The organism is Tamlana flava (genome assembly GCF_041287255.1).
GTDB lineage: Bacteria > Bacteroidota > Bacteroidia > Flavobacteriales > Flavobacteriaceae > Tamlana > Tamlana flava.
The window spans coordinates 288,452-314,985 of sequence record NZ_JBGGTX010000002.1; the positions used below are offsets into that span (position 1 = coordinate 288,452).

Genomic DNA, 26,534 nt, shown 5'->3' on the forward strand with positions numbered 1-26,534 from the left:
GTATATTAAGGGTTTAAATCTCAATATTACAAGCCGCTTGCAAATTCCATTTGAACCTCAAGTATTCGGATATCAAATTAATATCCATTTGATTTTAGAGTACTTGGCGTTCTTTTTGGCGTTTAAGTATTATGTGGTTTTAAGACGAAAGGTTACCGACCATATTTCTACCATTAACCGTTTATCTATTATCCTTGGTGCCGCTTTGGGGGCATTAATTGGCTCACGATCGGTGGGGTTTTTGGAAAACCCGACATTTGAGTTCTCCTCTGAAAACCTTATCCAATTATTAAACACCAAAACCATTATGGGCGGATTGTTTGGTGGTTTACTAGGTGTGGAATTAGCCAAAAAGATAATTGGAGAACCACAATCGTCAGGCGATTTGTTTGTCTTTCCTATTATTTTGGGCATTTTTATTGGAAGAATTGGTTGCTTTTTATCGGGAATCAATGAGTTTACCTATGGCAAAGAAACGGCTTCAGTTTTTGGAATGGATTTGGGCGACGGTATCATGCGCCACCCAACATCACTTTATGAATTAATTTTCCTTATTATTCTGTTTTTTTCTATAAAAACCTTTCAAAAAAAGACTGCTTTAAAAAACGGCGAACTGTTCAAAGTTTTCATGTTAAGTTATTTTGGTTTTCGGTTTTTTATTGAATTTTTAAAACCTAATGTTTTTTATGTTTTCGCATTGAGTTCCATTCAAATTTTATGTGTACTTTGTTGGTTGTATTATTCAAAATTCATCCTTCAAAAACTTAAAAATGCCCACTAGAAAGTATACCTATTATGATTTTACTTTAAGCCTTTGTCCTGAGTGTTTACAGCGTGTGGATGCCAAAATTGTTTTTGAAGATGGCAACGTATACATGCTTAAGCGTTGCGCCGTACATGGTACTAGTAAAGTGCTTATAGCGGACGATATTGACTATTACAAAAACATACGTAACTACAACAAACCCAGTGAAACACCATACACCTTTAACACTAAAACACACTATGGTTGCCCTTACGATTGCGGTCTATGCCCAGACCACGAACAGCATAGTTGTTTAACGGTTGTTGAAGTTACAGACCGTTGTAATTTAACTTGTCCCACCTGTTATGCAGGTTCCTCGCCAACTTATGGTAGACACAGAACTCTGGACGAGGTTAAGACTATGCTTGACGCTATTGTGAAGAATGAAAAAGAGCCTGATGTAGTACAAATTAGCGGTGGAGAACCCACAATTCATCCGCAGTTTTGGGAGATATTGGATTATGCCAAATCATTGCCCATTCGGCACTTAATGTTAAATACCAACGGGATAAAAATCGCAAAGGATGTAGCTTTCGCGGAACGTTTAAAAACCTATGCGCCAGATTTTGAAATCTATTTGCAGTTCGACTCTTTTGAGAATTCTGTTTTGCAAGAATTGCGTGGAGCTGATTTGAATGATATAAGAAAGCAAGCTTTAGAGCATTTAAACGCTTTTAACTTATCGACAACCTTAGTTGTTACGCTTCAAAAAGGTCTGAATGATGGGGAAATAGGAAAAATTATAGATTTTGCACTGCAGCAAAAATGTGTTCGTGGTGTCACATTTCAGCCAACACAAATTGCGGGACGATTGGAAAATTTTAATCCAGAAACAGACCGAATGACCTTAACGGAAGTACGTCGAAAAATATTTGAACAAACCCATATTTTTAATCCAGACGATTTGTTGCCTGTACCGTGCAATCCAGACGCATTGGTTATGGGTTATGCTTTAAAATTGGGAGAAGAAGTGTTTCCTTTAACGCGTTATATCAATCCAAACGACTTGTTGGATAACAGCAAAAACACCATTATTTATGAGCAAGATGAGAGGCTTAAAGGAAAAATGATTGAACTTTTTAGTACGGGAAATTCAGTTGAAGTGGCTGAAGAAAATCTAAAAAGTATCATGTGCTGCTTACCAAATATTGATGCGCCAAATCTAGAATATGACAATTTATTTCGTATTATAATAATGCAATTTATTGATGCTTATAACTTTGATGTGCGTGCCATAAAAAAATCATGCGTTCATATTGTCGATAAAGACAATAAAATTATTCCATTTGAAACCATGAATTTGTTTTACAGAGATGATAAAAAGCAACGATTGCAAGAACTTAAAAAAGAACTAATATGATTTCATTATTACTTGAAGAAGGAGGTTATTTTTTGCTAGCTCTTTTGTTATTGCTATTAGCATTTGGTATCCCTTTAATTTTAATCTTTCTTGGCATTGCCTTAAGAAACAAAAACACCAAAGCTTCAAAATATTTATTGATTTCTGCGGTAGTTTATGTTTTAATAGGTCTGGGGATTTGCGGTAGCACAATGCTTTAAAAAATAACGAATGGCCCGTTTTTTAGAAGTGAGTTTAGATGGTTTGATTTATATCATTTTAGCCATTCTGTTAGGTCCGGCTATTTTGTTGGCTTTTGTTGGCTTCATGCTCAGAAAAAACAATAAAAAAACGGCTAAAATCTTTTTTATCCTCGCAGTGGTTTATGCTATTGTAAGTCTTGGTATTTGTGGCAGTATGATGCTTTCCTAAATTTTTCGAATTAATTCAAAAAAGTCTTGCTATTTTTCAATGGTATAAAACACCTTCTTAACAATAGGAATACCAGTGGCCGTTATACCCTCTAAAGTCACTTTTGCCTTGGTTGGTATAGCGCTATTGTAAAAGGTTTCTTTGGCCTTACCTGTGGCGTCTGGGTGTACATAAGGATTCCAGTATATGGTGTTTCTTACTGCCGATTTATCGCCCCATTCATCTTTTGCATCCTCAGGATTTGGTGAATAAAAAATACGTGCGCTATAAAAGCCGTCAATTTCTTTATTAACAGAATGGAATACTTTTTTTGGTTGATTGTTTATAGTCCCTGTTTTAGTGTAAATTAGAATAACACCGCTCCCTCCTCTTGACCCAAAAAGCGCAGCACTTGGGCCTTTAAAGGCTTCTATTTTGGCCACATCGTCCACACTCATACTTCTTACAACATCCTGAGGGTACTCCGAACCATCAACTAAAATCATAGCTGGTGCACCACCAAAACGCATAAAACCCAGGGTGTCCCCAAAGGACATTCCGGGCAAGGTATTTTGAATGAACTGAAACATGTTGTTGAAATATGGCGTTTTATCATCTACCACATAAGTGTTGTCGGCCGTGCCATATAAACTTTCGGGGCCTTCTGGTTTTTTCTTTGCAATAATTTCAACTTCATCTAAAATGTTCTCAGGGGCAATACCGTTGGTTACAAACTTTTTGTAGACATGTTCAGATATGGCCTGCTCTACTGAATCTGTTTTGGGCAAATTAATTTCGTCCTTACTGTAGTTTGTAGGCAATGGCTCCTTATCAAATTCATCTAAGAGAAGTTCGCCCCTAGCTTTTCCCTTCTCGTTCCTTGTGTTCAAAAACATTTTTGTTTTTCCAAAAAACACAAGGTCTTTAAACTTAAATATGCCCAATGTATCGGTTTGTGTATCATGAATGTTCATTCCGCTTTCAGCCATTAAAACTAAGTTAACATTTTGGTCTGCTTTGGGTTTTTCTCCTAAAAGCTGCTCTACTTTGCCAGATATCACAAATCCTTTTTCGGCTTTGTACGATATCGTGTCATTTGGTTGAGGTATAGTTTTCCATATAAAATTACGCCAGCCTTGGGTTAAGAGCAATAAATCTAAATTTTGCAATCTTCTTTTATTGCTTTTGTCAAAATAATAGCCTGGGTTATGCACTTTTCCTCGGATATCAGATTCCAACAAAAAATTGGAGCAGATATTGGTTCCCAAATCTTTATCGATTTTCATGCCGTTCATATCGGTAACACTCAATGAAAAACTTGCAGGCACACCATCACCTGTATTGGACTTTGAAGAAACATTGACTTCTACCATCTCTTCAGGTTTATAACTGGTTTTATTGGTGGTTAAAGTCACATCAAAATCATGCTCTTTTTCAATATAAACGAGTCGTTCACTTTGCGGCCTATTGGCATGGTCGTAGAGCGTTAATTGGCTGATGCCTTCTGGAAAATCGGTATCGCGCAATTCAAAAGAAAGCGTCTTATTAGCTAACGGTTGAGTACCCGAGAAATAGGTAACCCCACGTGTTCGACATATTAAAGTAACAGGTGCATCTGGGTTTTTTGAAAGGGTTTCTTCGTTTGTTTTGATGGATATAATACGCTTACTATTAAGCTTTTTATGGCTCAACAGATACCCTTGCTGGTTAACTTTTGGCAGTTCTTGTTTCACCTCCTTTTGAGCTGAAATTGATATGGTAGCATAATAACTTTTGCCGGAGACGGGACTAAACTGAAATTTACCCATGCCGTCGTGGGTGCTTACAAATAAACTAACCAATGCGTTATCAGAGTCAAATACTTTTCCTTTAACTTTTAAAGCGTTTCCGTAATTATCCGTTGCTTTAAAAGCAACAACGTTAATGGCATCTTCCAACAATGAGCCACCTTCAGGAAAAAAGATTATGGTTAGTGATTCTGTAACACCCTTATTTTTTGTTTGGTTTGAAGGTTGATTTTTTGGCATATCGGTATTGTTTCTATCAGCAGCATCTTTAAAAACATCCAGTATTTCAACTTCCTTTTTAAAAACAAAATCTTCGCCATAATTACGGCTCCAGTTCGTGTACGCCCTAATTTGGTACATCCCTGGTTTTACTCCGATGGAATCAGTCAATTTAAAATCACCATGGCCTAACCCATCCTTAATCAAGGTTTTATTGGTAGCAATAATTTTAGAATCGGGCGCAATAAGGTCTACATAAAGCACATTGCCTTTACTAAAAAGTAAATTATTATAAGCGAAAACCGAATAGGCTTTATACCACAAATCCTCTCCCAAAATGTAAGTGGACCTGTCGGTGTGCAAGTATATTTTTTCAATATCTGGAATTGATTTTTCCTTCTGTCCGTGTAAAATTGAAGTGCCCACAGAGCTTAAAAGAATAAAACCCAATACGTATTTTGCGATTCTGATTAATGAATTCAATATTAAAAAACTTAAGTTATTGATTTTAGTAGTAAAAATAAGACTTTAAAAACGGCTTTAAGTTTAATTGCCAAAAAAAAATTATACCAAGAACTCATTTAAAAACATCTATATTTGCAATTATATCTAGGTATAGATTGCTTTATGAAAAACATCAGAAACTTTTGCATTATTGCACATATTGACCACGGAAAGAGTACGCTCGCAGACCGTTTACTGGACCACACAGGTTCTGTAACCGCACGTGAAAAACAGGACCAGCTGTTGGATAATATGGATTTGGAACGTGAGCGTGGAATTACCATAAAATCACACGCCATACAAATGGATTATGTTTTTGAAGGCGAGCCTTATGTTTTGAACCTGATTGACACCCCCGGTCATGTGGATTTTTCATATGAAGTTTCCAGAAGTATAGCCGCCTGTGAAGGTGCGCTACTAATTGTTGATGCCGCCCAAAGCATTCAAGCGCAAACCATTTCTAATTTATACTTAGCCCTAGAAAATGACCTGGAGATTATTCCTGTGCTTAATAAGGTAGATTTACCAAGTGCCAATCCAGAGGAAGTTACCGACGATATTGTTGATTTATTGGGGTGTAGCCCTGACGAAGTAATACATGCCAGTGGAAAAACCGGTTTTGGTGTAGATAATATTTTAAAAGCCATTATTGAACGTATTCCTGCGCCAAAAGGAGACCCAAATGCGTCTTTGCAAGCATTGATTTTCGATTCGGTTTATAACTCGTTTAGGGGCATTGAAACCTATTTTAGAGTTTTCAATGGGGAGATTAAAAAAGGGCAACATATTAAATTTGTTGCTACAGGTAAGGACTATTATGCCGATGAGGTAGGCACTTTAAAACTGAGTCAAGTCGCCAAACAAAGCATTAAAACTGGTGATGTAGGCTATTTAATTACAGGAATTAAAACAGCAAAGGAAGTAAAAGTTGGTGATACCATTACCGATTTTGCCAATCCTACAAAAAACATTGTTGAAGGTTTTGAGAATGTAAAGCCAATGGTTTTTGCTGGCATTTACCCTGTTGATACTGAGGATTACGAAGAGCTTCGCGCATCCATGGAAAAACTGCAGTTAAACGATGCGTCATTAGTGTTTCAACCTGAAAGTTCAGCGGCATTGGGCTTTGGATTCCGTTGTGGTTTCTTAGGTATGCTTCACATGGAAATTATCCAAGAGCGCCTGGAACGCGAGTTTGATATGACCGTAATCACTACTGTTCCCAATGTGTCATACCATGCTTTTACCAATAAAAATTTTGATGAAGTTATTATAGTAAATAATCCATCAGACCTTCCGGAACCAGCTACTTTAAATCGTGTTGAGGAACCTTATATTAAGGCAACCATCATTACAAAATCTGATTTTATTGGTAACGTAATGTCATTATGTATTGAAAAACGTGGCATCATCACCAATCAAACCTATTTAACTCCGGAGCGTGTGGAGCTGACTTTTGAAATGCCCTTAGCGGAAATAGTTTTTGATTTTTACGATAGACTAAAAACCGTTTCAAAAGGATACGCCTCTTTTGATTACCATCCAATTGGTATGAAACCTTCAAAATTGGTTCGATTGGATATTTTACTGAACGCCCAACCTGTTGACGCGCTTTCTGCACTAATTCATGCTGACAATGCGCAAACTATTGGTCGAAAAATGTGTGAAAAGTTGAAAGAATTGATTCCACGTCAGCAATTCGATATTCCTATTCAAGCAGCAATTGGCGCAAAAATTATTTCGCGCGAAACCATTAAGGCCCTCCGAAAAGACGTAACGGCAAAATGTTATGGTGGTGATATTTCCCGTAAACGTAAACTTCTTGAAAAGCAGAAAAAGGGTAAAAAACGTATGCGCCAAGTGGGCAATGTTGAAATACCCCAACAAGCTTTTATGGCCGTTTTAAAACTGAATGATTAGTTTGTTTTTAAAAATTGCAAGTGTGGCCCAGCGTAATAAAGCCATGCAAATCAAACTGTAGTTTGGTTAAAAATAATAGCCTTATTATTGTTCAAAAGCCCATAAAATTAATATAGAACAGGATTTTTTTAATTCAAAATCATATTAACCTCCTGAAATTTTATGTAAAATGAGCCATTTTTAATTTAGGTTGGATGGTGTTTAATAATTGATTTTGTATCAAAACTCTCTCTGAATCCAATCTTGGATTTATTTGTTTGAAAAATTTGAACTAATTCAACGGTTTTATCCTATTTTGTTATTGATAATTTTCTCGAATTGGAATTTTGCCTTATTTTCTTCAAAAAATAAAATTGACTCAAATTGTTAATAATTATTTTGTATGTTTATAACATAGGAATTAAATAAAACTAACAAACCCACAAAAAGCCTTTAATTTACTTAGCTTAGGTGAATTTAAGCCTTAACGGAATTGAATTCAAACCCAATAATTGTTATTAACAATTTTATAATTACTCTACTTTGTTTTGCTTGATTGGCAATGAAACACAAAACAAAGTCCCGTTGTTATAATTTTTCGATTTTGTAACATTAAAATGTCTGGTTTGTTCGTTAATTTTCTTTCTTTTGACTGGCTATTAACCAATTTTATGAGACAATAATTATATGAAAGCACTTTTTTACACCAGGGAGTTTCCACCTTATGTTTATGGTGGAGCAGGGGTTCATGTTGAATACTTGGCTGAGGAATTATCCAAATTAATGGAAATGGACGTGAGGTGCTTTGGTGACCAAGACCAAAAATCGGGCAATCTCACTGTAACTGGATATCCTTTTGATGATGGCGTTTTTGCTGCTTCGGATGACAAATTAAAATCCGTTTTTAAAACGCTTAGTACATGCTTACATATGAATGCCGAGCCAACTGATGCCGACGTAGTGCACTGCCACACTTGGTATGCACATTTTGCTGGAATTGTCTCAAAACTTTGCTATGGCACTCCCTTGGTAATCACAACGCACTCATTAGAACCTCTTAGACCTTGGAAACGCGAGCAATTGGGCAGGGGGTATGATGCTTCATCATGGGTTGAAAAAACCGCAATTGAAATGGCCGATGCCTTAATAGCCGTTTCCGAAGAAACAAAAGAGGATGTTCTTAAATACTTCGATGTCAACCCTGATAAAGTTAAGGTAATTTACAACGGTATAAATCTGGAACAATATCAAGCTACTTCAAATACCGAAACACTTGATGCCTATGGGGTAGACAAGACTAAACCTTATGTGCTTTTTGTTGGCAGAATTACGCGTCAAAAAGGGATTATCCATTTGGTAAATGCCATAAAATACATCAATCCAGACACTCAAATTGTATTGTGTGCAGGGGCTCCCGATACCAAAGAAATTGGCAAAGAAATGGAAGATGCTGTTAACGAAGTAAAAAAGACCCGTGATAACGTTGTGTGGATTGACAAAATGGTTACCAAAGAGGAGATTATTCAACTATACTCGCATGCCGATGTATTTTGTTGCCCTTCAATTTATGAGCCTTTCGGAATTATAAATGTTGAAGCCATGGCATGTAAAACCGCCGTTGTTGCCAGTGCCGTTGGTGGCATAAAGGAAGTTGTGGTTCATGGTGAAACAGGGCTTTTAATTCCTTTGGAGCAACAAACCGAAGCTCCTTTTGAGCCAGTAAACCCAGATAAGTTTTCAAGAGATTTGGCCGAAGGAATTAACAAAGTAATAGGCGACAAAGCATTACGTGAGTCTATGGCCATTAAGGGTAGAAAACGTGTGGAAGAATATTTCGATTGGGTTGCAATTGCCAAACAAGTAGAAGGACTTTATAAGTCTTTATTATAAAACTCAGCACTAACAAGTAAATCAAAAAGATATGATTAACAATAAAGTATTGGCCATTGTTTTAGGTGGCGGTCAAGGATCTAGACTTTATCCATTAACAGACAGAAGATCAAAACCTGCAGTTCCAATTGCGGGTAAATACAGATTAGTGGATATCCCCATTTCAAATTGTATTAATGCAGACATCAAACGGATTTTTGTGTTAACACAATTTAATTCTGCTGGGTTAAACAAACACATAAAAAACACTTATCACTTTAGTTTTTTCAGCAGTGCCTTTGTTGATGTATTGGCTGCAGAACAAACCCCCGAAAACAAAACTTGGTTTCAGGGAACAGCAGATGCGGTAAGACAAAGCATGCACCATTTTTTACGTCACGATTTTGATTATGCATTGATATTGTCTGGTGACCAATTATATCAAATGGATTATGATAAAATGATTGAAGCGCATGAAAAAAGTGGTTCTAAAATTTCAATTGCAACCATTCCTGTAAATGCAAAAGACGCCACGGGTTTTGGTATTTTAAAAGCTAACGAGGAAAATGTTATAACCTCCTTTATAGAAAAGCCTGACGCAAGTTTGTTGCCAGATTGGACATCGGAAGTAAGTGGTGAGATGAAAGCTCAAGGTAGAAATTATCTGGCCTCTATGGGAATTTACGTCTTTAATAAAGACCTTTTAGTTAAACTGATGGACAACCCGAATACCATAGATTTTGGCAAAGAAATTATTCCTCAATCTATTGATTCCCATAAAACTTTAAGTTATCAATATGAAGGCTATTGGACAGACATAGGAACAGTAGAGTCCTTCTTTGAGGCTAATCTTGGCCTTACAGATGATATCCCAAAATTCGATTTATATGATAGGGATAAACGCATTTACACGCATGCCCGGATGCTTCCAACTACAAAGGTGGCAGGAACCTTATTGGATAAGGCGGTTATCTCTGAAGGCTGTATAATTAGTGCTTCAAAAATTGAAAAATCAGTTATTGGTATTCGTTCAAGAATAGGAAAAGAGTCTACCGTTATCAATACCTATATGATGGGAAGCGATTATTACGAGACTTTAGAAGAGATGGAAAAAAATAAAATTGAAATCCTAATGGGCATTGGCGAGCGTTGTTTTATAAAAAACTGCATTATTGATAAAAACTGTCGAATTGGAGACGATGTAAAAATTAACGGAGGCAACCATTTAGAAGATACAGAAACAGATACCTATTGTGTTAAAGAAGGTATTGTTGTCATTAAAAATGGAGCAACAATACCAAAAGGATTTATTATAGAATAATAAAAAATTATTGATTTTATTATATAACTAACCAAGTAATGCTAAACCAAAAGAGAGTTTTAATTGATTATGTTTCACCGAGCGTAAATTGTGGTGAATTTTATATAAAACGTGTTGTAAACGAAATTGTTAATATTGACGCAAATGTTTTAGCTGACGGCCACGATGTTTTAGGGGTTTCAGTATTATACAAACATGAAAACGACAAAACCTGGAAGGAAACTAGGATGAAACTGCGGCATAACGATGAATGGCAGGCGTCCTTTAAAGTGGAAAAACAAGGATTTTACACCTATAAAGTTGAAGCTTGGGTTGATTATGCCCTGAATTGGCGCTACGGTTTAATTAGAAAAATTAACGATGGGCAACATGTTGTGTCTGAGCTTTTGGAAGGCGCTGAATTGATTAAACCTCTTATTGAAAAAGTAAATGGTGAAGACAAAACTTATTTAGAACATCTTCATCGCATTTTTAAAAGTGAAAACGATTATGGCGAGGCCATTACCGAAGCCGCCAAAGACAGACTTTATAAAATATTTTATGGTAATCCGGCAAAAATTCTTGCTAACACCTCGAGAGATTACCAAGTTTACGTAGATAGAAAGAAAGCAAGGTTCAGCACGTGGTATGAGTTTTTTCCGCGTTCAACTTCCAGACAGGAAGGTGTACATGGCACATTCAATGATTGTGCTCAATTGCTGCCCAGAGTAAAAAATATGGGGTTTGACGTGGTTTACTTCCCACCCATACACCCTATAGGCGAAGTTAACAGAAAAGGTAAAAACAACACAACAGAGGCCAAACATGATGATGTTGGCTCTTGTTGGGGTATTGGGTCTCAATACGGTGGGCATAAAGATATTCATCCACAACTCGGTACACTTGACGATTTTAAATCCTTAATTCAAGCGGCAAAAGACAATAATTTGGAAATTGCCATGGATTATGCGCTTCAGGCGGCACCAGACCACCCTTGGGTAAAAGAGCACCCTAAATGGTTTAAGTGGCGACCAGATGGCACGGTACAATATGCTGAAAATCCTCCTAAGAAATACCAAGACATCCTTCCTATTTATTGGGAAAGCGAAGACCATGAAAACCTTTGGAAAGAGTGTTTGGACATCTTAATGTATTGGATAGATTGTGGCATTAAAATCTTCAGGGTAGATAACCCACATACCAAACCTTTCTATTTCTGGAACTGGATTATTTCGCAAGTAAAAGCAAAACACCAAGATGTAATATTTTTGGCTGAGGCCTTTACGGCGCCTAAGGTTATGCAGCAGTTGGCAAAACAGGGTTATACGCAATCTTATACCTATTTTACATGGCGCGAAAGCAAATACGACCTTATTCAATATGTTGAAGAGTTGACCAAAACAGAGTTAAGGGAGTACATGCAGCCCAACTTTTGGCCCAACACACCAGACATTAACCCCTACCATTTGCAAGGCGCTAATGAATCGAAACATATTCAACGTTATGCGCTTGCGGCAACATTAAGCTCATGTATTGGTATTTATGGGCCTGTGTTTGAATATATGGTTTCCAAACCTTTATTAGGAAAGGAGGAATATTTAAATTCCGAAAAATTTCAAATCACACATTATGATTGGAGTATAAAAAACAAGCTCATTACCCTAATAGCCAAAATAAACTATATTAGGAATCACAATCCTGCGTTGCAACAAACCAACAATATTAAATTTTGCGATATCCATAATGATAATTTAATGGCATTCTATAAATGGAATGACGACAAAACCAATGAGATTTTTGTGGTCATTAGTTTAGATGCCCACAATTCGCAACAAGGCGTGGTACAGATGCCTTTGTACGATTTAGGTGTTAATCCGGGAGACAATATTGAAATGCACGATTTAATTACAGACAGTCGTTACAATTGGAATAATGAGTGGAACTTTGTAGAACTGCAACCCACAATGCCGTTCCATATTTTTAAAATAAATAAGTAATATGGCCAACAACGTTTCAACATCTACTTTTCAACCGATTTTCCAAAGTAAAATGCCTTGGGAGGACTTGTTGGATAGTCGCGATTTTGTTAAAACGTTTTTGTCTGATGTTCTAGAAACATACATTGTTAAGCAACGTTGGTACGGCGGTAAATCAAGCAAGCTAAAATATATTGAACTGGCTGAGTTTTTCAAAATTCAACAAAGCGGTGAAGTGTATTATGGGCTAATCTTGGAAGTTAACTTTGTTGAAGCTTTTTACCAACATTATTTCCTTCCTATTGCGTTTGTAACTGATGAGAATTTTGCAAAAAAAGATAGGATTCTACCCATTCAAATCAATGACCAAAAAGGTTATATTATTGACGCCACAAACTTAGAGGCCTACAGAAAATTGGTCTTTGAACGTATTGCCACTGCCGAGCCGATAGATATGACAAAAGTTCAGTACCACAAAAGCCATTTGTTCAACAATGCCCAGTATGAATCTTCAAGGTTTATGGGATTGGAACAAAGCAATACTTCTTTGGTTTACAATGAAAAATATGTTTTAAAATTTTTCAGGAGAATTTTTGCAGATAAGAATCCCGATTATGAAATGAGCCGTTTTCTGTCAGAAAAAAAGGGATACAAAAACACTCCGGCCTATTTAGGAAGCATCAATGTTGTAGATTCAAATAATGTGAACACTACCATTGGTTTAATGCAGGAAATGATTCGAAATGAAGGAGATGCTTGGGATTATACACTCAAGGAATTGCACAAGGTGTTTTCTAATTTAGAGTATAAAAATATTAATGTTGATGCGTTGCCAAATACGGCATTATATCAACGTTTAACAATTCAAGACATTCCGCCTCAAATTATTGACTGGGTTGGTTTAATTTTTTTTACTCAAGTACAAACTTTGGCTAAACGTACGGCAGAAATGCACATCGCGTTGGGCTCTGAGTTTGAAGAAACGGCATTTACACCTGCCCACTACAATGGCGATTACGAAGTTTGGCTAAAGAATAAAATGCTGCATCAATTTCAAAACAGATTGAATACCATTGAGAACAACCTTCACAAACTTGAAGGCTTGGCATTAGACCTAGCAAATGAATTCCTTGATAAGAAAAACGAGATTAGAAAACGTTTTGTTGATTTCAATTGGACAAAACTTAAAGGCGAACGCATTAGGATTCACGGCGACTATCATTTAGGTCAAATACTGGTAAAGGACAGCGATTTTTACATTCTTGATTTTGAGGGCGAGCCAGAAAGCACCATCCGCGATAGAAAAGTAAAACAACCACCGTTAAAAGATGTTGCGGGTTTATTTAGGTCGTTTCATTATGCTATTTATGCCAACGTTTTCAATAACCATAAGGAACATTACAAAGCATCTTTAGACACGATGTTTAAGGCTTCCGAAATATTATACAGATATATTACCGGTTTGTTTTTGGGCACTTATGTTACCGAAACGCAAAACGCAAATTTAAATTTAGGATATAACCAAGAGCGTATTTTTATTCTGAAATATTGCTTACTTGAAAAAGCAGTTTACGAATTAGGTTACGAACTCAATTCGCGCCCACAATGGGCAGTCATTCCGTTAAAAGGAATATCTAATATTATAAATCATTAAAATATATGGCACACGTAAAAGTTCACAGTTTATTTACAGAATTTGACATCAATCTTTTTAAGGCAGGCAAACACTTTCGTTTGTATGAAAAATTTGGTTCTCACCTTGTTACCGTTGATGGCATTGAGGGAGTTTATTTTGCCGTTTGGGCGCCTTCTGCAAAACAAGTTTCTGTTATAGGTGATTTTAATTATTGGATTGAAGGAGAACATCAACTCAATGTAAGATGGGATTCCAGCGGTATTTGGGAAGGTTTTATTCCATTAATTGGAAAAGGAACCAAGTATAAATACAAAATACAGAGTCACCACAACGACATAAAAACGGAAAAGGCCGACCCATATGGAAGGCGCTATGAGCACCCGCCACAAACCGCCTCCATTGTATGGGATGACAACTACAAATGGAAAGATAAGGATTGGATGAAAACCCGAAAAAAGCATAATGCTTTAGACGCACCATATTCGGTTTACGAGGTTCATTTAGGCTCTTGGAAAAAACATGTTGAAGAAGGTCGATTTTTATCCTATTTTGAGTTGGCAGATGATTTAGTGAAGTATGTTAAAGAAATGAATTTTACACATGTTGAGCTCATGCCAATAATGGAATATCCTTACGATCCCTCTTGGGGCTACCAACTTACAGGGTACTTTGCACCTACATCTCGTTATGGTTATCCTGAAGAATTCAAATACTTGGTTGATAAACTACATCAAAACGACATAGGTATTATTTTAGATTGGGTGCCATCCCATTTTCCAGAAGACGCCCATGGTCTTGGATTTTTTGATGGCTCACACTTATATGAGCACCCCGACAGACGAAAAGGCTACCATCAAGATTGGAAAAGTTTAATTTTCAATTATGAACGTAACGAAGTCCGTTCGTTTTTAATCAGTAATGCCGTTTTTTGGTTGGACCAATACCATGCCGATGGTTTGCGTGTTGATGCCGTAGCCTCTATGTTGTTTTTAGATTATTCTCGTGAAGATGGCGAATGGGAACCTAATATCTATGGAGGAAGAGAAAATCTTGCGGTAATAAGCTTCTTGAAAGAATTGAATGAAGAAGTCTATGCATCGTTCCCAGATGTACAGACTATTGCAGAGGAATCTACGGCATTCCCAATGGTTTCTAAACCAACTTATATTGGCGGTTTAGGCTTTGGCATGAAATGGATGATGGGCTGGATGCACGATACATTGGAGTATTTTGCCAAAGACCCTGTTTACAGAAAATATCATCACAACGAAATTACGTTTAGTTTGGCCTATGCGTTTACCGAAAACTTTATGTTGCCCTTATCACATGATGAAGTGGTTTATGGTAAAAACTCAATTTTAGGCCGAATGCCAGGTGATGAGTGGCAGCGTTTTGCCAACCTTCGCCTATTATATGGCTATATGTTTACACATCCGGGAACAAAGCTGCTGTTTATGGGTGGTGAGTTTGGTCATTATAACGAATGGAATTTCCAAGAAAGCTTGGACTGGAACTTGTTGGATTTTAAACCACACCAAGACGCTCAAAACTATTATAAAGAACTCAATAAGTTTTACAGAAGCACACCTGCGCTTTATGAAAAACCATTCACAGGTGAAGGTTTTGAATGGATAAATTACGGCGATTATGAAAATTGCGTGATTTCATATCTCAGAAAAGGTTATGAGGATAAAAACGACGTTGTTGTTATCTGCAATTTAACACCAACTATTAGAGAAAATTATCGAATAGGCACACCTATTGGAGGCAAGTTGTCTGAAGTTTTCAATAGTGATGCCGTAGAGTTTGGCGGTAGCGGTGTTAAAAACAAGAAGAACATAACCATAAAAAAAGAACCTTGGTTAGGCAAGGACTATTCGGTTGAAGTGACTTTGCCGCCACTAGCTGTTACAATCTTTGAATTCAAATGATAAAAATAAACACAGCGCCATATATAAAGCCATGATATAAAATTCGTGGCTTTTTTGTTCTGACACGTATTGAATACTTACAGAAATTCGGTCTATAAAGGTAAGAAAATTACGAATTGTTTAATTTTTTAAACCTATTAAGGATTACCCCTTAATGTTTTAATAATTAAATCCCTGATTAATTGATTTTTACACAATTATTTGTTTAAATTTTTAAAGAAATGTAACATATAAGGTTTATTAATTTTACTAATTTCGTGGATTAATATTCATCCCTAATATTTATGATATTAAACACAGAGTTGGAATACAAGGGAAACCTGTTTCCTTCAAAAATAATTAAATACGAAAAGAATCTTAACGTACTTTCATTTACCGCTGAAAATGGTGTTATTTTAGAGATTACGGTACGTCGCGACAGTGTTCTTAGATTTAGATTTACTACCACAGGCATTTTTGAAAACGATTTCTCTTATGCCATTACAAAATATGCGAGTAGAGGCTACAACCACCTTGAAGTTACCGAAGATAAAGACCACTACATTATTACCACGGCAAAACTTATTTGCCACATTTCAAAGTTAGACTTGCGTTCATCTATTTATGATGCTGTAGATAAGACCCTTATTTGTGAAGACGAACTTGGTTTTCATTGGGAAGAAAGCTATGAGTTTGGCGGTGATGTGGTAAAAATGTCAAAAACAGCTCAACCCGGTGAAAGCTATTACGGTTTGGGTGATAAGCCCGTGGACAATAACCTAAAAGGAAAGAGGTTTGAAAACTGGGTAACCGATTCTTACGCTTATGGCAGAGACACAGACCCCATTTATAAAGCTATTCCATTCTACACTGCACTGCACAGCAAAAAATCATACGGTATATTTTTCGATAATACATTCCGTTCTTTTTTTGATTTTTGTAGCGAACGTAGAAACATAACTAGTTTTTGGGCTCATGGTGGCGAAATGAACTACTATTTCATTTATGGCCCCGAAATGTCTGAAGTTGTTGCCAACTATACCGATTTAACGGGCAAACCCCACGAAATGCCGGCACTTTGGGCACTTGGTTACCACCAATGTAAATGGAGTTACTACCCAGAATCCAACGTAAAGGAAATCACATCAAAATTCAGGGAGTTAAAAATTCCGTGTGATGCCATTTATTTGGATATCGATTATATGGAAGGGTTTAGGTGTTTTACATGGAGTAAAGAGTATTTTCCAGACCCAAAAAGAATGATAAAGGAATTGGCTGAGGATGGCTTTAAAACTATTGTCATCATAGACCCAGGCATCAAAATAGACATGGAATATTCAGTGTTTAAGGAAGGTCTTGACAAAGATTACTTCTGTAAACGTGCCGATGGCCCATATATGAAAGGTAAGGTATGGCCTGGTGAATGTTATTTCCCAGATTTTACAAGACCTGAAGTAAGAGATTGGTGGTCTAATTTATTTAAGGAACTTATTGAAGACATAGGTGTAAAAGGCGTTTGGAACGACATGAACGAGCCTGCTGTAATGGATGTTCCCGGCAAGTCTTTCCCTGACGATGTGCGCCATGATTACGAAGGCAACCCTTGTAGCCACAGAAAAGCACATAACGTTTATGGTATGCAAATGGCTCGCGCCACATATCAAGGCTTAAAAAAGTTTTCATACCCAAAACGGCCTTTTGTTATTACAAGAGCGGCCTATTCAGGCACACAGCGCTATACGTCTAGTTGGACAGGCGATAATGTTGCCAGTTGGGACCACTTAACTATAGCTAACCTTCAAGCACAACGCATGGCCATGTCGGGCTTTTCGTTTATAGGTTCTGACATTGGTGGTTTTGCCGAACAACCCAATGGCGAACTTTACGCGCGTTGGATTCAGTTAGGAATCTTTCATCCATTTTGCAGAACCCACTCTTCTGGAGACCATGGCGACCAGGAACCATGGGCTTTTGGCGATACCATAACCGATGTTGTTAGGAAGTTTATTGAATTAAGATACCAATTATTGCCTTACTTGTACACGGCTTTTTGGCGTTATGCAGACGAAGGTATTCCAATCTTAAAATCGTTGGTTTTATATGACCAGGAAGACGTACAAACGCATTACCGAAACGACGAATTCATTTTTGGCGAAAAGATTTTGGCGTGCCCAGTTACAGGGCCGAACCAAAAAGGAAGGCGCATGTATATACCAAGAGGTAAATGGTATAATTTCTGGACCGATGAAGTTGTAAAAGGCGGCCAAGAGCATTGGGTTGATGCTGATTTAGACAGCATGCCTGTTTTTGTTAAAGAAGGTGCCATTATACCTAAATATCCTATTCAGCAATATGTAGGTGAAAAAGCCATTAATGAGTTGTTGCTAGATGTTTATTACAAATTGGGTAAAGAATCATCTATGGTTTTTGAAGATGCTGGTGATGGCTATGATTACATAAAGGGCAGATACAGCCAAAGGGACTTTAAATTACAGGGTAAAAAGGACGAATTGATTATCCAACAACATAAATCGGGTAAATATATAACCACTTACAAAACCTTTAAGTTGAAGTTACACGGATTGCCTTTTAAAATTTCTAAAATTGAAGTGGATAACGTTGAAATTCCATTTAAAGTCTTAAAGATAAACGGCGATAATACCTTAGTCGTTACCAAAGATTTTACCGAGCTTCATATTATGGCCTAAAGAATATTTTAAACAAAAAACACTTAATGGCCTCGCTTTAAAAAGCGGGGCTTTTCTATGCCCGAAACTATTAATTACCCGTTTTGATGTTTTAGACAATATGTGTAATAAACTACTTGCCTATTCCTTGGCTTATTTAGGCTTTAAATAGCTATGTAATGGATTTGTTCTCGCCAAGTATAGTAAAGAATGTCGTTTTCCTAAAAATTAGGGAGCCTTTCGTTTGTTCATTGGTTTTCCTAAATAAACCAACTTAAATCCTTTAGCCACGTTTTCAATAGCCTTGTTATACGAAGAAATAATCTCCAATACCCCCTTCTTGTCTTTTACAAATAAAGGTACGATATCTTCATCTTCATTGGTGATTTCAATAAGCTCTTCGTAATGTTGCCTGCTTGAAATTTCAATTTCATGAATTTTAGGGTATTTTCTAGCCACCTCAGTAAGTGCTATAAAATCATCGGTATGTGAGAATAAGCCTTGTTGGGGATTATTGTTGGGATCCTGCATTTCCTCAACAGTAATTAGTCTAAAAGAACCGTTTTCCCCAAATTGCTCACTAAATTTGTTAATAGCAAATTCATTAATGTCTGCACTACCTGTCAATGCCATTAAAAACCCAACGTCATTTAATTCCAGATTGTCTTCAAGGTTTACCGAATAGATGTCCGTATCAATGGCATCAAGACCCATTTCTTGGGACAATTGAACATTATTTTGATTACTGTCAATTAAGACGACATGCCTTCCGTTATCCACTAAATACTTTCCAATTAATCGTGACACTTTTGATGCCCCAACAATTAATATGCCTTCTGAATTCTTCAAGAATACACCTACTAATTTGGCAAACACCCTGGCGGTGGTAGCGTTAAGGAGTACTGTGCCTAAAACAATCATAAAAACCAACGGTGTTAGATATTCTGCGCCTAACTCTCCATTTTTTATAAGCTTACTACCAAAAAGGGACGCTATACCCGCGGCAACAATACCCCTTGGTCCCACCCAACTGATAAATAATTTTTCCCTTATCGATAAATTGGAGTTTATGGTGCTTAAAAAAACTGCCAAAGGCCTAACAATAAATACAACTGCCAAAAACAAATAAACCGTATTCCAATTATATAACAGCAACAAATCATCCATATTCATGTTTGCCGCCAAAAGGATAAATAAGATGGATATTAATAGAACGCTTAAGGATTCCTTGAAATACAATAGCTCCTTAATGTTCTCAAGCTTACCATTGCCCAAAACCATACCCATGACCACAACCGCAAGCAAGCCAGACTCGTGGGCAAAAATTTCAGACTCAACAAAAACCAGCAAAACCGTTGACAAAGACACAACGTTTAATAGATAATGAGGGACAAGCCCCTTGTTGATTGCAAAAGCCAATGCGTGGGCAAACGTAAAACCAAAGGTAGTGCCAAAAAGAATAATCTTGCCAAATTCTATCAATGCTGTTTTGGTAAAACCGCTTCCACCCTCAACACTTATAAATTCAAAAACCAATACGGCAACCAAAGCACCGATGGGATCTATTAAAATACCTTCCCATTTTAATACTGTTGAAACATCTTTTTTAAGCGGAATGTTTCTCAAAATTGGTGTTATAACTGTTGGCCCAGTAACAATTATCAATCCTGAAAATAAAAAAGACAGTTCCCAACTAAGATTGAAAATAAAATGTGCCAGAATACCACCGCCTATAAAGGTTGTGGCAGAGCCCAAAGTAATCAATTTAGTGATTACTGGCCCCACATTTCTTATTTCGGAACGCTTTAATGTTAGACCTCCTTCAAAAAGAATAATACTAATGGCCAATGAGACGAAATAAAAAAGACCCTCACCAGGGAACAAGCCCTTTTTTCCGTTCCAAACGGGTTCAATCCACTTTGAGCCGTCTTCAGACAAATACTCGGCAGCAATAGGGCCTACCAATAAACCTATAAGTATTAAGGGTAAAATTGCCGGTAGCTTAAGCTTCCATGCTACCCATTGCGCCAAAATCCCAAATATAATTATGCCTGCCAGTTCTAACATATAATGTTTTCCTATTAAAATGACTAATTTAAGTAAAAACAGATGATTTCATCTGTTATTATTTATTAGATTTTTATCGGTCATCTTTAATGCCCAAATTATCATCGCTGGTAAGTTTGCAATTTTCGGTAATAGCCATTTCATAAGTTTATGTTTGTTGCTTTTCGATACTGTGCTATACCTCGGTAAATATTTTGGCTAATTCTTTTATTGCACTACAAATGCCCTTTACCGGCTTTCATGTTTTTAAAAAATGTTATCTTTCAGCATTCACGTTTAAAACCAAAGTAACCGCAGTGTCATTAAAGCCTTTTAAAAGTATTGGAATTGGGGTAGCCTATTCCCCAAACTTAAAAGCAAACCTGTTTGAAGCGGCTAGACTATCCGTTTTTTTTGGAGCCAAACTATTCTTGATTCATGTTGGGGAAGCTTCAGAAGAAAAAACAAACATGCTGAACATTATCCTAAAAAGCTTTGAAAAAGATAATCTAAAATATGAGGTGGTTTTTAAAACGGGCAACCCTGTTGATGTTATTTTATCGACTTCCGAAGAAAAAAAAATAGACCTCTTGGTGCTTGGTGCCGTTCAGCGTGAACGATTCTTTAAATACTATTTGGGTTCCATTGCCAGAAAAATAACCCGTCAGGCGAAATGCTCCGTTCTGCTTTTAATAAAACCTTCGGTAGCGCGTGTACCTTGCCAACACATTGTGGTAAACGGCTTAAAAGACCCCAAAACCGAACAAACCATCACAGCTGCATTTTATGTTGCCAACAAGCTCAATTCTAATAAAATAACCATTGTTGAAGAAATTAAGCAGGACCAAATAGCCGTAAAGGTCGATGACGATAAATCTTTACGACGGGCGAATATTATGAAAGAGCGTATTAGGATGCGCGAAAACTCAAGGATTAAGGACATTATTAGCCATATTCCGGAAGAATACACAAAAGATAAAATCATAAAATTGCAGCCAATTTTTGGAAAACAAGGCTATTCCATTGGCCACTATGCCCAAATTTCGCGTGCTGATTTATTGGTGATGAATGCCCCAACAAAAATGACCTTTTGGGACCGGTTGTTTCCTCACGATATTGAGCATATTTTAACTGAATTGCCAACCGATGTTTTGATTTTGCAATGAGCCCGAAAAAAAACAACATAAAAGCGTTTTTTAAAGCCTTACCGCAAAACATATTCTCAGGCTTCGTGGTGAGCCTAATTGCATTGCCCTTGGGATTAGGCCTTGCCATGGCTAGTGATGCTCCGCCAATAGCCGGGGTAATTGCGGCCATTGTTGGGGGTGTTTTGGTGTCTATTTTTGGAGGAAGCCATGTTACTATTTCTGGGCCAGGTAACGGGTTGGTAGGTGTACTTTTGGTTGCCATTTCAACTCTTGGACTGGAAAATGCTTATGTGGCCATCATGTTCTCAGGAGTTTTACTGATGCTTTTGGGGTTTTTTAGAATGGGAAAACTTGCTGATTTTTTTCCTTCCTCGGCCATTCAGGGTATGTTGGCTGCCATTGGCCTTATTATTTTGGGAAAGCAATTTCACATTATGCTTGCCCATAAAATAAATAGGTCTGAAACCGTAGACTATCTATTTGAAATTCCATTGACCATCAACGATGCCTTGCACTACGGAAGAAGAGGGCTGATTTATGCCGCGGCTGCTGGGGTAATAAGTTTGGGCATTATGTTTTTTTATCCTAAAATAAGGAACAAATATTTACAGCTTATTCCAGCGCCTATGTGGATAGTTATACTGTCCATAGGCTTTAGTTATTATTTCGAATTCGGCCTACACGAATCCAACCCCATTGCCAAAGAATACATGATTTCGGATATTCCCGAAATTCAGCAAATTATAGCCGATTTGCCAACCCCAAATTTTAATGGTATTTGGAGCTTTTCTTTTTTGGGTAGCGTTTTGGCTCTAACACTTATTTCCAGTATTGAATCACTTTTAAGTATTAAAGCTGTTGACAAGCTAGACCCGGAAAAACGACGCTCCAATGTAAATCGCGATCTTAAAGCATTAGGCTTGGCTACTGTTGGGAGCGGCCTATTGGGGGGTTTGAATGTTGTAGCTGTAATTGCACGAAGTTCCGTTAATGTTAACAATGGTGCTAGCAATCGGTCATCAAACTTTTTTCATGCGCTTTTTTTGGTGGTATTTATTGTGTTTTTTAGTTCCCAACTTACCCGAATACCACTACCCGCATTAATGGCTATTTTGGTTTATACAGGCTACAAACTGGCCTCGCCAAAGGTCATAAGAAAAATGTCGTCGATTGGGAAAGAGCAACTCATCATTTTTTTTGTAACCCTTGTAACCACTTTAAAAATTGGCTTAATCACAGGCATTTTGGCTGGTGTTTTAACTACTTTAATTATTCATATTTCCATTAATAAAAGCGCCGGTTTGTTTATAAGAAATATACTTAAACCCAACGTGCTCATGTTTAAAGAGCAGGATAGCAGGCACAATTATTATGTCAGTGTGAAACATTTTTGCAGTTTTTTGAACTATTTCAGGCTGAAAAATAAATTGGATGCCGTTCCAGAGGACCTAGATGTTATTGTAGATTTTTCGCTATGTGAATTTGTTGATGATACTGTGCTTGAAAACATGAGCAATTATCAAGAGCTGTTTGCGAAACGTGGCGGCCACTTTGATGTTATCGGGTTGGATTTGCACGATACCGAAACAAAGCATCCTTTTGCATCAAGACGATTATTGCCCGTACCAAATATCATCAAAAAAAGCTTAACTCGCCGCCAAACCAGTATGGAGTCGCTTGCAGAAAGTTACGGTTTGAATTATCGTTCAAAAAAACAAAAACCACTATCGTTTTTAAATAATTTTTCATTTTTCACCACAAAACACATTGAGTACATTTACAATGTACTTTCAAATGAAAAGAACAGCATCAAGTTATTTGATATTGAGTTTTCTGAAGGAGAGTTTATTGCCAAAGAGGTTGTGCGCACTACCATGATGCATATTGATTTGGGCCAAAGTATCCCCAAATTCACTTTAGATAGGGAAGGCTTGTTGGAGAAAGTATCAGCTTTGGCGGGTTTCAAGGATATTCCCATTGAAAAACATGAAGATTTTTCAAGACGCTTTTATTTATTGGGTGAAAATGAAACCCAAATAGCCGAATTTTTTAATGATGACGTTACCCACTTTTTTGAAAGCAACCCCTATTATCATATTGAGTCAAACGGAGAGGCACTTCTTATATTTGGAAGAGAGCGTTTGGCCAGTATTAAGGAAATAAAAAGCCTTTATGATTACGGTAAACGTTTAAGGCAAGTTGTTACAGAATAATGATGGTTTAAATTAAAGAGATGGTTAAGTTGGTTTTCTTTTTGACTTCATAAGTATTTCAAAAACGATAGTCAAAGTGTTAAAATAAAGCTATTATTTACGCCTAAATCCTAATATTTTTAATGCTTTTAGTAATTTGCGTGACCTATTAAAATTTAATGAAATTATACCCGATAAATGCCGGAAATTTCAAGCTTGATGGTGGTGCCATGTTTGGCGTTGTACCAAAATCCATTTGGAACAAAACCAATCCTGCCGATACCAACAACATGATAGACATTGCCACACGTTGCCTTTTAATTGAAGAAGGAAATAGGCTAACGCTGATTGATACGGGCATGGGCAACAAGCAATCTGATAAATTTTTTGGATATTACTACCTGTGGGGTGATTTCAGTATTGACAAATCCTTGCGGGAATGTGGTTTTCATCGGGATGATATTACCGATGTTTTTATGACCCATTTGCATTTTGACCACTGCGGTGGAAGTATTCAGTGGAATAAAGATAGAACAGGTTATGAGCCCGTGTTTAAAAAAGCGCATTTTTGGAGCAATAAAGACCACTGGAAATGGGCGACACAGCCCAACAGGCGAGAGAAAGCTTCTTTTTTAAAAGAAAACATCATGCCCATGTATGAAAGTGGCCAGCTAAACTTCGTGTCGCTACCTCAGCAAGATATGCTAATAAATTCCGAATTGGGCTTTGACATTTTTTTTGCAGATGGGCACACAGACAAACAAATGATTCCGCTTATTAAATACAAAGGTAAGACCATAGCCTTTATGGCCGATTTGTTACCAACCGTTGGGCATCTGCCACTGCCCTATATTATGGGTTACGATACCCGTCCGCTTTTAACACTTGATGAAAAAGAAAAGTTTTTGAACTTGGCCGCTGAAAACAATTTCTATTTGTTTTTGGAACACGATGCGCATAATGAAATCATCTCAGTGCAAAAAACTGAAAAAGGCGTCCGGCTAAAAGATACATTTACCGCAAAAGATATTTTCAATTAAATAAAAATAGACTAATTCAATAGCAAAATGAAATGAGCCATTACCAATCTTGATACACACCTAGATGATGATTGGCGAATTACATCTGACCAAAAAAACAAATAAAAATAAACAGATGAAAACAATAAAAACAATATTCTCTTTGGCTCTTTTTGCCACTTTATTTTATGGCTGCGGTGGTGCTGCAGATATTTTATCTACACCTGTGGAAAATATAGACACCTCTCCACTTAAGGTTTCTGAATTAACTGAAGCAGAAAAACATCATTGGGGGCATTTAGATTTGGCTAAAGACACCATACCCGGTATGAGCGTTGACAAAGCTTACGACGAACTTATTAAAAACAAAAAAGGCAAAAAAGTGCTGGTTGCGGTTATTGACTCTGGTGTAGACATAGACCATGAAGATTTGGATAAGGTCATATGGACCAATAAAGATGAAATTCCCAATAACGGAAAAGATGATGATAACAACGGGTATGTTGATGATGTTCATGGTTGGAATTTTTTAGGAGACGGTTATGACGAACAATTAGAATTAGTTAGACTTTTGGTGAGTGGCGATACAAGTAATCCTGATTATGCAAGAGCAAAAGCTGAATATGAAGAAGAATACCAAACATGGATGAGCAGAAAAACCCAATACGATCAAATTTATATGCAAATAAAAAGTGCAGACGAAACACTTTCCAAGCACTTGGGCAAAAAGGATTATACCAAAGAAGATGTAAATGCCATTAAAACGGAAGATCAAGGTTTAAATCAGTCTAAGCAAATGGCCCAATACATGTTCAACAATGGCCTTGAGTCTATGGCAGAGGCGATTGAAGAAATTGAAAATGGTCTTGAATCCATCAATAGCCGCCTAAACTACAACCTAAACAAAGATTTAAAAGGACGTGTTACTGGAGATGACCCAAATGATATGTCTACAAAATACTATGGAAACGGTAACGTAAAACCTGTTAAGAAAAGCGAAAGCCACGGCACCCATGTTGCAGGAATTATTGCGGCAGAACGCAACAACGGCAAAGGTGCCAATGGTGTTGCCAATAATGTTGAAATTATGCCAATTAGAGCCGTTCCCAATGGTGACGAATACGATAAAGATATTGCTTTGGCCATTAGATATGCTGTTGATAACGGTGCAAAAATAATTAATGGAAGCTTTGGCAAATACTATTCACCACATAGCGATTGGGTTCGCGATGCTATTACTTATGCTGGGGAAAATGATGTGCTGTTTGTACACGCAGCAGGAAACGACAGCAAAGATATAGATGCAAAACCAAACTTCCCAGATGATAATGTTAACGGTGTGGAAGTGTCCGATAATTACATAAGAGTTGGGGCATTGGGGCCAAAATATGGCTCAAGCATGGTGGCCAGTTTTTCCAATTATGGAAAAAACAATGTGGATGTCTTTGCGCCTGGTGCAGACATTTACTCCACCACACCAGAAAACGAATACCAAACCAAGGGTGGTACATCTATGGCTGCTCCGGGAGTAGCCGGTGTAGCAGCCTTAATTCGTTCTTATTATCCAGACTTATCAGCAGCACAAGTCAAACAAATTCTTATGGATTCTGGTTTGGCCATAAAAACTAAAGTCATTGTGGGCGGCAATACCAATGATATCCGTCCGTTTGCAGATTTAAGCAAATCTTCAAAAATGGTAAATGCCTACAACGCTTTAATTAAGGCTGCTCAGGTGTCTAAATAATAATTTTAAATTTAGAGGTTGTTCATTGCAAAACTTAAGACGA

The 26,534-nt window shown here is 37.1% G+C and carries 17 protein-coding genes; 15 read left to right on the forward strand and 2 right to left on the reverse strand.

Features of this window, described 5'->3' with window-relative positions; genetic code table 11:
- The first annotated feature begins 37 nt into the window (after positions 1-37).
- The 4 genes from ACB104_RS05830 to ACB104_RS05845 are packed head-to-tail and all read left to right on the forward strand — an operon-like array spanning position 38 to position 2,576.
- A complete protein-coding gene (locus ACB104_RS05830) occupies positions 38-781 on the forward strand; it encodes a prolipoprotein diacylglyceryl transferase (RefSeq protein ID WP_370477345.1) in 744 nt (247 codons plus the stop codon).
- Positions 771-2,165: a radical SAM protein gene (locus tag ACB104_RS05835; protein WP_370477346.1), complete on the forward strand. Its 1,395-nt coding sequence runs from the start codon at positions 771-773 to the stop codon at positions 2,163-2,165. Before ACB104_RS05830 ends, ACB104_RS05835 begins: the two co-directional genes overlap by 11 nt.
- Entirely contained in the window at positions 2,162-2,365 is a 204-nt protein-coding gene (locus tag ACB104_RS05840; protein WP_370477347.1) for a hypothetical protein, read from the forward strand. Before ACB104_RS05835 ends, ACB104_RS05840 begins: the two co-directional genes overlap by 4 nt.
- A gap of 10 nt (positions 2,366-2,375) precedes the next feature.
- Positions 2,376-2,576, forward strand: a complete 201-nt coding sequence (locus ACB104_RS05845) for a hypothetical protein (protein WP_370477348.1) — start codon at positions 2,376-2,378, stop codon at positions 2,574-2,576.
- A gap of 29 nt (positions 2,577-2,605) precedes the next feature.
- On the opposite strand, the gene ACB104_RS05850 is transcribed toward ACB104_RS05845, so the two are convergent.
- On the reverse strand, positions 2,606-5,044 hold the full coding sequence (locus ACB104_RS05850; protein WP_370477349.1) for a TonB-dependent receptor: 2,439 nt from the start codon (positions 5,042-5,044) through the stop codon (positions 2,606-2,608).
- A 144-nt stretch (positions 5,045-5,188) separates the two neighbouring features.
- Between ACB104_RS05850 and lepA the strand changes: the two genes are divergently transcribed.
- The 7 genes from lepA (at position 5,189) to ACB104_RS05885 (ending at position 18,363) form a co-directional block, all read left to right on the forward strand.
- Entirely contained in the window at positions 5,189-6,985 is a 1,797-nt protein-coding gene (gene lepA, locus ACB104_RS05855; RefSeq protein WP_370477350.1) for a translation elongation factor 4, read from the forward strand.
- Positions 6,986-7,651: 666 nt separating this feature from the next.
- Complete coding sequence (gene glgA, locus ACB104_RS05860) at positions 7,652-8,854, forward strand: glycogen synthase (protein WP_370477351.1); 1,203 nt, start codon at positions 7,652-7,654, stop codon at positions 8,852-8,854.
- A 31-nt stretch (positions 8,855-8,885) separates the two neighbouring features.
- On the forward strand, positions 8,886-10,154 hold the full coding sequence (locus ACB104_RS05865) for a glucose-1-phosphate adenylyltransferase (protein ID WP_370477352.1): 1,269 nt from the start codon (positions 8,886-8,888) through the stop codon (positions 10,152-10,154).
- A gap of 38 nt (positions 10,155-10,192) precedes the next feature.
- The gene (locus ACB104_RS05870) at positions 10,193-12,130 is read left to right on the forward strand and encodes an alpha-1,4-glucan--maltose-1-phosphate maltosyltransferase (protein ID WP_370477353.1); all 1,938 of its coding nucleotides are present in this window, start codon (positions 10,193-10,195) and stop codon (positions 12,128-12,130) included.
- A 1-nt stretch (position 12,131) separates the two neighbouring features.
- Positions 12,132-13,763: a trehalose synthase gene (locus ACB104_RS05875; protein WP_370477354.1), complete on the forward strand. Its 1,632-nt coding sequence runs from the start codon at positions 12,132-12,134 to the stop codon at positions 13,761-13,763.
- A gap of 5 nt (positions 13,764-13,768) precedes the next feature.
- Positions 13,769-15,676 carry a 1,4-alpha-glucan branching protein GlgB gene (gene glgB, locus ACB104_RS05880; RefSeq protein WP_370477355.1) on the forward strand — a complete coding sequence of 636 codons (1,908 nt, stop codon included), beginning with the start codon at positions 13,769-13,771 and terminating at the stop codon, positions 15,674-15,676.
- A gap of 284 nt (positions 15,677-15,960) precedes the next feature.
- Positions 15,961-18,363 (forward strand): glycoside hydrolase family 31 protein, encoded by a 2,403-nt coding sequence (locus tag ACB104_RS05885; RefSeq protein ID WP_370477356.1) that lies wholly within the window; start codon positions 15,961-15,963, stop codon positions 18,361-18,363.
- A 207-nt stretch (positions 18,364-18,570) separates the two neighbouring features.
- On the opposite strand, the gene ACB104_RS05890 is transcribed toward ACB104_RS05885, so the two are convergent.
- Complete coding sequence (locus ACB104_RS05890) at positions 18,571-20,409, reverse strand: cation:proton antiporter (protein ID WP_370477357.1); 1,839 nt, start codon at positions 20,407-20,409, stop codon at positions 18,571-18,573.
- A 296-nt stretch (positions 20,410-20,705) separates the two neighbouring features.
- Between ACB104_RS05890 and ACB104_RS05895 the strand changes: the two genes are divergently transcribed.
- From ACB104_RS05895 to ACB104_RS05910, 4 genes are all read left to right on the forward strand, one after another.
- Positions 20,706-21,554: a universal stress protein gene (locus tag ACB104_RS05895; RefSeq protein ID WP_370478056.1), complete on the forward strand. Its 849-nt coding sequence runs from the start codon at positions 20,706-20,708 to the stop codon at positions 21,552-21,554.
- Positions 21,551-23,749, forward strand: coding sequence for a SulP family inorganic anion transporter (locus ACB104_RS05900; RefSeq protein ID WP_370477358.1), 2,199 nt, complete (start codon positions 21,551-21,553; stop codon positions 23,747-23,749). Before ACB104_RS05895 ends, ACB104_RS05900 begins: the two co-directional genes overlap by 4 nt.
- 158 nt (positions 23,750-23,907) lie before the next feature.
- The gene (locus tag ACB104_RS05905; protein ID WP_370477359.1) at positions 23,908-24,768 is read left to right on the forward strand and encodes an MBL fold metallo-hydrolase; all 861 of its coding nucleotides are present in this window, start codon (positions 23,908-23,910) and stop codon (positions 24,766-24,768) included.
- A 115-nt stretch (positions 24,769-24,883) separates the two neighbouring features.
- The gene (locus ACB104_RS05910) at positions 24,884-26,491 is read left to right on the forward strand and encodes a S8 family peptidase (protein ID WP_370477360.1); all 1,608 of its coding nucleotides are present in this window, start codon (positions 24,884-24,886) and stop codon (positions 26,489-26,491) included.
- The last annotated feature ends 43 nt before the right edge of the window (positions 26,492-26,534 follow it).